We start from the raw sequence: 8,268 nt of genomic DNA on the forward strand, positions 1-8,268 counted from the left end.
GCTGGCTGCGAGAGGTTATCCACGGTGAACGGCGCTTGTCTGCGGAATGTGAAATTCAGTTAATCTCACCGAGTGCGCTCGGCAGCGGTGATAAGCCGCTAATTGTCGCGAAAGGCCCGCGCCGGCCAGGTACTTCCCCGGCTTCGGACAGGCCAGGCGAAGATGGCTGTCTAACGCCTATGACTGTCCGGAGCGGGAAGTGGAGTGAGAAGGTTGGCCGTTGACGCCGTGATCCTGGGCGGCGGGTGCATCGGCGCGAGCGTCGCTTACCACCTGGCGCAGGCAGGGTTCACCGATGTCATGTTGCTCGAGGCGAACACCCTGGGCAGCGGATCCACCAGCAAGGCGGCCGGCGGCATCCGGCTCCAGCACGGCGACCCGCTCAACGTGCGGCTGGCACAGCGTTCGCTGGCCGAGCTGGTGGTCTTCGAGCAGCTCACCGGAGTCGACATCTCCCTTCGACAGGTGGGCTACCTGTTCCTGATCAGCTCCCCGTCCGATCTGGCGATGTTCGACCGGTCGGTGACTATGCAACGCTCGCTCGGCGTTCCGGTGCAGGACCTGAGCCCGGCTGAGGCCGGTGAGCTGGTGCCGCAGCTGGTGACCAATGATCTGGTGGGGGCGACCTTCTGCCCGTCAGACGGCTATGCCACGCCGGAGTCCCTGGTGCAGGGCTACGCCACCGCTGCCCGCCGCAGCGGGGTCGCCATCCGGCAGGGTGAGCGGGCCGCGCGGATCATCACCGCGAACGGGCGGGTAGAGGCGGTGCAGACCGAGCGCGGTGAGCGCATCGCCACCTCGACCGTCATCTGTGCCGCGGGCACCGGCTCGCGGGAGATAGCCGCGACGGCAGGGGTGAGCCTGCCGGTCAGCGCCGAACGGCGGCGGATCTTCTTCTCCTCGGGCAGCGGTGGAGTTGCCAGCGACGTGCCGTTGACCGTCGACTTCGCCACCGGGTTCTACTTCCACCGCGAGGGGCCGGGGCTTCTCTTCGGTGGCCGGGAGCTGGCCGCGGAGGAGCTGATGGCCCCGGCGACGCATCGGCTGCCGGTGATCGCCGACCTGCCGCTCAAGTCCACCTGGCACGGCGATTACGACATGAGCCCGGACCACAACGCCATGGTGGGCCGCTCGGCACACCTGAGCGGTTTCTACTACGCCACCGGCTTCTCCGGCCATGGCTTTCAACTGTCGCCCGCGGTCGGAGAGCACCTGGCCCAGCTGGTGGTCGGTCAGGAGCCGTCGATCGACCTGACACCGTTGCGGGCCGAGCGGTTCGCCGAGGCGGACGGCACCCGGGTGGAACCCATCGTCATCTGACCCGCCACCACACCACACCACCACGAAGGACGTCATGGGAGCACCACGAGCTGAACTGACCGGCAAGGTCGCGATCGTCACCGGCGCCGCACGCGGCATCGGGCAGGCGATCGCCAGTCGATTCGCGGCCGAAGGGGCCTCCGTCGCGCTGTCGGACATCGACGTCGCGGGGGTCGAGGACGCGGCGCAGGCCCTCAGCCGGAATGGCGCGAATGTAATCGCCGTCGGCGGGGACGCAGGGGTCGCGGCCGATGTCGACCGGCTGATCCAGGCGACGGTGGACCGGTTCGCACGCGTCGACATCCTGGTCAACAATGCCGGCGACGTCACGACCCTGCGCCACTTCCTCGACAGCGATCTCCAGTGGTGGGACCGGCTGGTGCGGACCAACCTCACGAGCCACTACCTGTGCACCCGCGGGGTGGCCGGCCTGATGGCCGCCGCTGGAGGCGGCTGCGTGATCAACATGTCCAGCGGCGGCGCCAACCGCGCACACCGTGGGATGGTCGCCTACGACGCCACCAAGGGCGCCATCGAGGCGATGACGCGCAGCCTCGCGCTCGATCTGGCGCCGTACGGCATCAGGGTGAACGCGCTGGTGCCGGGACTGATCGCGACCAACCCCAGGCATCTGGAGCCCGCGGCGCGCAAGTTGCGAGATGAAACCATTCCGCTGGGGCGGGGTGGGACGCCGGAGGATCTCGCCGGACCCGCGGTCTTCCTCGCCTCCGACGACGCCGCCTACGTCACCGGCGCGTGCCTGGTGGTCGATGGCGGGGTGCTGGTGCAGCAACGGTCGCCTCAGGTCGAGGTGTTCGGGCTGGACAAGTTCCCCCGCATACCCGGCAGCCGGTTCTCCTGAGCTACCCGAGCTGACATCTGTTCCGAAATAACTACAGGCCCCGTCCCGCGGGGCCTGTAGTGGTGGAGGTGCCGGGAATCGAACCCGGGTCCTTCGTCGCTTTGATGGGTCTTCTCCGGGCGCAGTGTGCCTCGCCTCTACTCGGCCCCACCGATCACGCACACAAGTCGGTGTGACAGGCCCAGTCGCTGTGAGTTGTCCCGCGCTCCCCCGCGACCGTGGAGTTCGGTAAGTCACCTAGCTGATGCCAGGATCCGGGTCGGTGACGAACCCGGGCTGACAGACCCGTTCCGCTACTTAGGCAGCGAGAACGAAGTCAGCGCGATTATTATCGGCGCTTATTTTTTTGTGCATCGCTTTTTTAACGAGGTCAGCAATGCGGTCCTCGGCCCGCTTCCCCTCATCTCAACGTCCGAAGTCGAGACCATTCACCCCCTTCTGGGCGGCGTGCGCCCAACGTGCCCACCACGGGAGTACCGCGGCCGGCAGGCTCCATCATGCCATGGCCGCCGTGCCCCCACCGCGAATTGATCTCCGGGCGAGCGCGCCCGTCCAGCTGTTCGGCAGAACTTACCTAGGCCAACGGACCACCCTGTACAACTACACCGTGGCCGACACTCATCGCGAGATCGAGACCAAGTTCGACGTCGCCCCGGACTTCACCCTCGGGGGCCTGGCCGATTTCGCCGCCCCGGGATGCAGCGCGCAGAGCCAGACGGTGCAGCTGGCCAGCGCCTACTACGACACCGCCGAGCAGAGCCTGCTGGGTTCGCGGCTCACTCTGCGCCGGCGTACCGGAGAGGCCGATACCGGCTGGCACCTCAAGGTTCCGGGCGCGGGTTTCCGTACCGAGCTGCACTGGCCGCTAGCCGGCCACGACGAGGCGCCGGAGGAGTTGCGCACCCTGATCCGCCCGTTCACCGGCAGCGCCGAGCTGGCGCCGACCGTCACCCTCAGAACCAGCCGGACCATCCACCGGGTCCTCGCGGCCGACGGCCGGCTGGTCTTCGAGCTGGCCGACGACGAGGTCCGCGCCGTCTCCGAGGGTGCCCCGGTGGCGACCCCGCGCTGGCGGGAGGTGGAGGTGGAACTCGGCCAGGTGGGCACCGCCGCCGACCTCGACCGGGCCACCGGCCTGCTGCTCGCCCGCGGCGCCTTTCCGTCCCGCTGGAGCTCGAAGCTGCAGCGGGCGCTAGTGGGCCAGCCCGACGACCCGGCCGAGCACACCGCCGCCACCATCCTGACGTCCTACCTGCGGGCCCAGTGCGACGCCCTCACCGCGGGCCACTTCGCCATCTCGCTCAAACCGTTCGAGCCCGGCGCCACCAGCCAGCCGCACGAGGCGATCCACCAGACCCGGGTCGCGACCCGGCGGCTGCGGGCCGCGTTGCGGATCTTCGCCTCGCTGTTCGAGGCCGAGCCCGCCGGTCGCCTGCAGGACGAGCTTGCCTGGTTCGCCGCGGAGCTGGGCGAGGTACGCGACCGCGAGGTGCTGCGCAGCCGGCTGGCCCGCGCCATCGACGAGCTGCCCGCCTACCTGGTGGTCGGCCCGATCGCCGACCGCGTCGATGAGGTGCTGCTCAGCGAGCTGCGCCAGCACGCCGACGCGCTGCTGGCCACCATGCGCGACGAGCGCTACAGCGTGCTCGTCCAGGATCTGGCCCGCTGGCGCAAGCAGCCGCCGTTCACACCGGAGGCCGCCGGCCCGCCCGACATCCTGGCCGGCTACGTGGCCGCCGCCGAGCGCAAGGTCGCCAAGCGGATGGCACGCTCGGCCGGAAACCACAGTCCCGACGAGGAGCTGCACCAGGCCCGCAAGGCCGGCAAGCGCGCCCGCTATGCCGCGGAGGCAGCCGCGCCGGCGCTGGGCAAGCAGGCGAGCAAGATCGCCAAGCGCGCATCCCGGCTGCAGACGTTGCTCGGCGAGCATCAGGACGCCGTGGTGGCCACCGAGCTGCTCCGCCGGATCGCCGACCAGGCTGCCGACGACGGCCAGAACACCTTCACCTACGGCATCCTGGTCGCCGACCAGCGCCGGACCGCGGCAGCCTCGGCGCAAGCGGCCCGGGCCAGCATGACCAGCTAGCCGGAGACGGCGGCCTGGCCCGGTTCCGGCATGACCAGCTAGCCGGAGACGGCGGCCTGGCCCGGTTCCAGCCGGCCGTAGCGGGCGATCACCTTGTCGAGCTGGAAGCCGAGCGAGGCGTACAGCGCGCCGGCGCCTGACGCGTTCTGCGAGTCGACGCCGAGGCAGGCCTTGGCATAGCCCTGCTCGGCCATCGCCCGCAACGACGCCGCCAGGCAGGCCCGCGCCAGGCCGGCGCCCCGGGCCCGCTGCCGGGTGCCGACCAGGTTCACCCACGCCTCCCCGGGCACCCATTGGTTGACCAGCACGTAGGCCTGCACCTCGCCGTCGGAGTCCAGGCTGACGAACGAGCAGTCCGGCCGGAACGTCCGGGAGCTGGCCATGTCACGCCAATCCGCAGCATCCGCCGGAATCGAGCCCCAGTGGGTGCTGAAGGCGTCGTTGTGCGCCAGCCGGACAGCCTCTTCCAGCTCGGCCGAGTACGGCTGCACCGGCAGCTCAGGTGGTGGTGGCACGACACCAGGGATCGGCCGGGCCATCTCGTGGTGGTAGCGCACGATCCGGTAGCCACGGTGTTCCAGCATCGGACGCACCGACGCTCCTTCGAGACCGCCGGAAACCCGCAGCATCACCGGCACGCCTGGATGCCGCTGAGCCGCGAGCTCGAGGGCGCGCGCCTCCATCCGGTCCATGATCTGCCTACCCAGGCCCAGCCCCCGCTGGTCGGGACGGACCCCGCCGACGATCTCGGCCCGGGCCTGGCCCTCGAACAGGCCCGAGGAAACCCGCAACTGGCCGAACCCGGCGAGCACCCCGTCCCGCCACACCCCGACGGTGTCCAGCCGCGGGTCGACGCCCGGCTCCTGCAGCTCCTCGGCCAGCGCCTCGGCCTCGTAGAACTCCTCCGTGCCGTCTGCCTCGGCGAGCATGTTGGTCAGCTCGGCCCAGTCAGCCACCGTGTCGGCGCTCAACGGCTGCCAGCTCACTGCCATCGCGGTAGGTGCTCCTTAGTCGGTTCGGCCCTTGGCGCGGCGTCCCAGCACCCGGCTGATCTCCCGGTCGGCGTCCCGCTTGGCCATGTCCTGGCGCTTGTCGTAGGTCTTCTTGCCCTTGGCCAGGGCGATCTCGACCTTCACCTTGCCTTCGACGAAGTACAGCGAGAGCGGAACCAGGGTCAGTCCGGATTCCTTGGTCTTGCCGATCAGCCGCAGGATTTCACCCTTGTGCAGCAACAGTTTGCGCACCCGGCGCGGGGTGTGGTTGGTCCACGATCCGAAGGCGTACTCCGGGATGTGCACGTTGTGCAGGTACACCTCGCCGTCGTCGATGGTGGCGAAACCGTCGACCAGCGACGCTCGTCCCAGCCGCAGCGACTTGACCTCGGTGCCCATCAGCACGATGCCGCACTCATAGGTGTCGACGATAAGGAAGTCGTGCCGCGCCTTCTTGTTCTGCGCGATGATCTTGCGGACCGGGCGGTTGGAGGACTGTGCGGTTGCGGCGGCCATGAGGCAAAGCTACAGCCGGACGTAGAGCCGCAGCGTCAGCCAGGCAGTGACCGCCGCCAGGACCACACCGGCGATCAGGCCGACCCCGCCGGCCAGGATGATGTCGTTGACCGAGATCGGCTGGAGGATCCTGGACTTCACCTGATCGCCGAGCAGGCCGTCCAGGAAGACCACCTTGGCCACCCAGTTGCCCACCATCGCCAGCACCGCGCCGACCACGGCCGCGAGCATCGCCTCGATCACGAACGGCAGCTGGGTCATCCAGCGCGAGGCCCCGACCAGGCGCATGATGCCGGTCTCATTGCGGCGCTGCTGGGCCGCGGTCTGGATGGTGTTGGCCATCTGCAGCAATGCGCAGATCAGCACCACGAAGAACATCACGAACGAGCCGACCCGCCCGGTGTCGAAGAGCCGCAGCATGGTCTTGAGGCTGACGTCCTGATTCTGGATCTGCTCGACGCCCGCGACTCCTGCGTAGCGGGCCGCCACCGGCTCGTAGTCGGCCTTGAGGTCACGCAGCTTGATGGTGAACGACGACGGGATGGCGCCCGGCCCCGCCTCATCGACCACCTTCTCGCCCAGCCGCTGCTTGGCGATCTGGGTGGCCTGTTCCTCGTTGAGGTACTGCACGCCGGTGATCTGCGGATCGGCGTTCAACTTGGCCTGCAGGGCCAGCCGCTCCTGGTCGGTGATCTTGTGCTTGCAGGGCGATCCGGGGCTCTGGTTCGAGGTCTGGGTGCAGAGGTAGATCGAGACGTTGATCTTGTCCTTGTAGGCCTCCTGGGTCTTGGCGATCTCCTTGTTGATCAACAGCGCCCCGCACAGGAAGAACAGCGCGATCGCGGTCGAGAGCACCAGCGCGATGGTCATGCTGGCATTGCGCCGCAGCCCGGTGGCGACTCCGGACATCAGATAGCTAGCGCGCATGGTCCTTGCTCCGATCGGTGTTCGCTGGTCAACAGGTGGGACGGGAGGTGCTGGGGGCCAGCCGTCTCAGCGGCCGATGCCGTAGACGCCACGGTTCTGGTCCCGGACGACGTGGCCGAGCTCCAGCTCGATCACCCTGCGCCGCATGGCGTCGACGATGTTGTTGTCGTGGGTGGCCATCACCACCGTGGTGCCCTTGCGATTGATCCGCTCCAGCAGGCCCATGATGCCCTGGCTGGTGTCCGGGTCGAGGTTTCCGGTCGGCTCGTCGGCCAGCAGCACCAGCGGCCGGTTGACGAACGCCCGGGCGATGGCGACCCGCTGCTGCTCGCCACCGGACAGCTCGTTCGGGTAGCGATGGGCCTTGCCCTCCAATCCCACCATCTCCAGCACCTCGGGAACCGAGCGGGTGATCGCGCGCTGGGACTTGTTGATCACCTCCAGGGCGAAGGCCACGTTCTCGAACACGGTCTTCTTCTCCAGCAACCGGAAGTCCTGGAACACGCAGCCGATCCCCCGGCGGAGCTCGGGCACCTTGCGGGCGGGCAGCTTGGCGATGTCCTTGCCGTTGACGATGACGCTGCCCTTGGTCGGCACGTCCTCGCGCAGCAGCAGCCGCAGCACCGAGGACTTGCCCGACCCGGAGGCGCCGATCAGGAAGACGAACTCTCCCTTGTCGATGTCCAGAGACACCCCGTCCAGAGCTGGCCGGGTGCTGGCGGCATAGATCTTGGTGACGTTCCGGAGCGCGATCACGGGAGGCCATCTTACCGTCCGGTAGGCCGTGCGCTCGGCCACCGCGCCCGGTCGGCGTCGCTGAAAATGCCCCAAAAACCCCTCGAAACGGCCGTGAAAGTGCAAAGCTCCGTCCGGATTCGTCATCGATAGGGAGTTCGACTGGCACTGCACCGGCGCCATGATCGACCGGGACACCTTCCTCACCGCCTCGCACTGCATCGTGGACTGGTCGGCCGACCCGTCGCTCGACCACTTCTACGTCTCGCTGGAGCAGGACGTGCAGGGCAAGCTGGACGCGGCCGCGGCGCGGGGACTGTCCGGCACGGCCGCGGCGCAGTACTTCCTGTCGCGCGGCTGGGCGGTGGAGGGCTCCGGCGTCGCCGATCCCAGCTACGGGCAGGTCCAGTCTGATCCGCATGACATCGCGGTGGTGGACTTCGCGGGTCGCTCGGTCACCCCGGCGAACCGGTGGAGCTTCACCCCGGCCAAGCTGCCCGCTGCCGGCCTGCTGTCCACCCTGACCTCCAGCCAGTTGGAGGCGGCCCCGTGGCTGGCTGTCGGCTACGGCACCGAGGAGGCCCAGACCGGCGGTGGTCCGCAGAGCCACCCGGGCGGCGGGGTCCGGCTCAAGGCCTCGCTCGGCTTCGACGCGCTGAACGCGTCCTGGATCCGGCTGGCGATGATCGAGGCCCAGGGATATGGCGGCGCCTGCTACGGCGATTCGGGCGGGCCGAACTTCGTGACGCTGAACGGCGCCATGCTGCTGGCCGGCGTCACGGTCACCGGTGACACACCGTGCTATGCCACGAACGTCGCATACCGGACGG

General features: G+C 68.8%; 8 protein-coding genes and 1 other RNA gene. 4 read left to right on the forward strand and 5 right to left on the reverse strand.

The annotated features are described in order from the left end of the window. Window positions 1–213: 213 nt before the first annotated feature. Together VF612_RS14910 and VF612_RS14915 are read left to right on the forward strand one after the other, a co-directional pair. Window positions 214–1,320, forward strand: a complete 1,107-nt coding sequence (locus VF612_RS14910) for an NAD(P)/FAD-dependent oxidoreductase (protein ID WP_408660641.1) — start codon at window positions 214–216, stop codon at window positions 1,318–1,320. A gap of 34 nt (window positions 1,321–1,354) precedes the next feature. Continuing rightward, the gene (locus tag VF612_RS14915; protein ID WP_408660642.1) at window positions 1,355–2,182 is read left to right on the forward strand and encodes an SDR family NAD(P)-dependent oxidoreductase; all 828 of its coding nucleotides are present in this window, start codon (window positions 1,355–1,357) and stop codon (window positions 2,180–2,182) included. Between the two features lie 60 nt (window positions 2,183–2,242). On the opposite strand, the gene ssrA is transcribed toward VF612_RS14915, so the two are convergent. After that, window positions 2,243–2,618: a transfer-messenger RNA gene (gene ssrA, locus VF612_RS14920) on the reverse strand. A gap of 171 nt (window positions 2,619–2,789) precedes the next feature. Between ssrA and VF612_RS14925 the strand changes: the two genes are divergently transcribed. Further along, window positions 2,790–4,268 (forward strand): CHAD domain-containing protein, encoded by a 1,479-nt coding sequence (locus VF612_RS14925; RefSeq protein WP_408660643.1) that lies wholly within the window; start codon window positions 2,790–2,792, stop codon window positions 4,266–4,268. A gap of 38 nt (window positions 4,269–4,306) precedes the next feature. On the opposite strand, the gene VF612_RS14930 is transcribed toward VF612_RS14925, so the two are convergent. The 4 genes from VF612_RS14930 to ftsE form a co-directional block, all read right to left on the reverse strand. Continuing rightward, the gene (locus tag VF612_RS14930; protein WP_408660644.1) at window positions 4,307–5,260 is read right to left on the reverse strand and encodes a GNAT family N-acetyltransferase; all 954 of its coding nucleotides are present in this window, start codon (window positions 5,258–5,260) and stop codon (window positions 4,307–4,309) included. Window positions 5,261–5,275: 15 nt separating this feature from the next. Then, the gene (gene smpB / locus VF612_RS14935; RefSeq protein ID WP_408660645.1) at window positions 5,276–5,776 is read right to left on the reverse strand and encodes an SsrA-binding protein SmpB; all 501 of its coding nucleotides are present in this window, start codon (window positions 5,774–5,776) and stop codon (window positions 5,276–5,278) included. Between the two features lie 9 nt (window positions 5,777–5,785). Further along, the gene (gene ftsX / locus VF612_RS14940; protein WP_408660646.1) at window positions 5,786–6,703 is read right to left on the reverse strand and encodes a permease-like cell division protein FtsX; all 918 of its coding nucleotides are present in this window, start codon (window positions 6,701–6,703) and stop codon (window positions 5,786–5,788) included. 66 nt (window positions 6,704–6,769) lie between these two features. Next, window positions 6,770–7,459 carry a cell division ATP-binding protein FtsE gene (gene ftsE / locus VF612_RS14945; RefSeq protein WP_408660647.1) on the reverse strand — a complete coding sequence of 230 codons (690 nt, stop codon included), beginning with the start codon at window positions 7,457–7,459 and terminating at the stop codon, window positions 6,770–6,772. A gap of 160 nt (window positions 7,460–7,619) precedes the next feature. On the opposite strand from ftsE, the gene VF612_RS14950 reads away from it, so the two are divergent. After that, window positions 7,620–8,268, forward strand: a 649-nt coding sequence (locus VF612_RS14950) for a trypsin-like serine protease (RefSeq protein WP_408660648.1), incomplete at its 3' end; no start/stop codon positions are given.

Origin of the sequence: Jatrophihabitans sp., assembly GCF_036388195.1 — a bacterium.
GTDB lineage: Bacteria > Actinomycetota > Actinomycetes > Mycobacteriales > Jatrophihabitantaceae > Jatrophihabitans_A.

Bases quoted from the DNA above. Each gene is read 5' to 3' on its own strand.
- VF612_RS14915 (WP_408660642.1), top strand. From the start codon at position 1,355: ATGGGAGCACCACGAGCTGAACTGACCGGCAAGGTCGCGATCGTCACC.
- VF612_RS14930 (WP_408660644.1), bottom strand. From the start codon at position 5,260: ATGGCAGTGAGCTGGCAGCCGTTGAGCGCCGACACGGTGGCTGACTGG.
- smpB (WP_408660645.1), bottom strand. From the start codon at position 5,776: ATGGCCGCCGCAACCGCACAGTCCTCCAACCGCCCGGTCCGCAAGATC.
- ftsX (WP_408660646.1), bottom strand. From the start codon at position 6,703: ATGCGCGCTAGCTATCTGATGTCCGGAGTCGCCACCGGGCTGCGGCGC.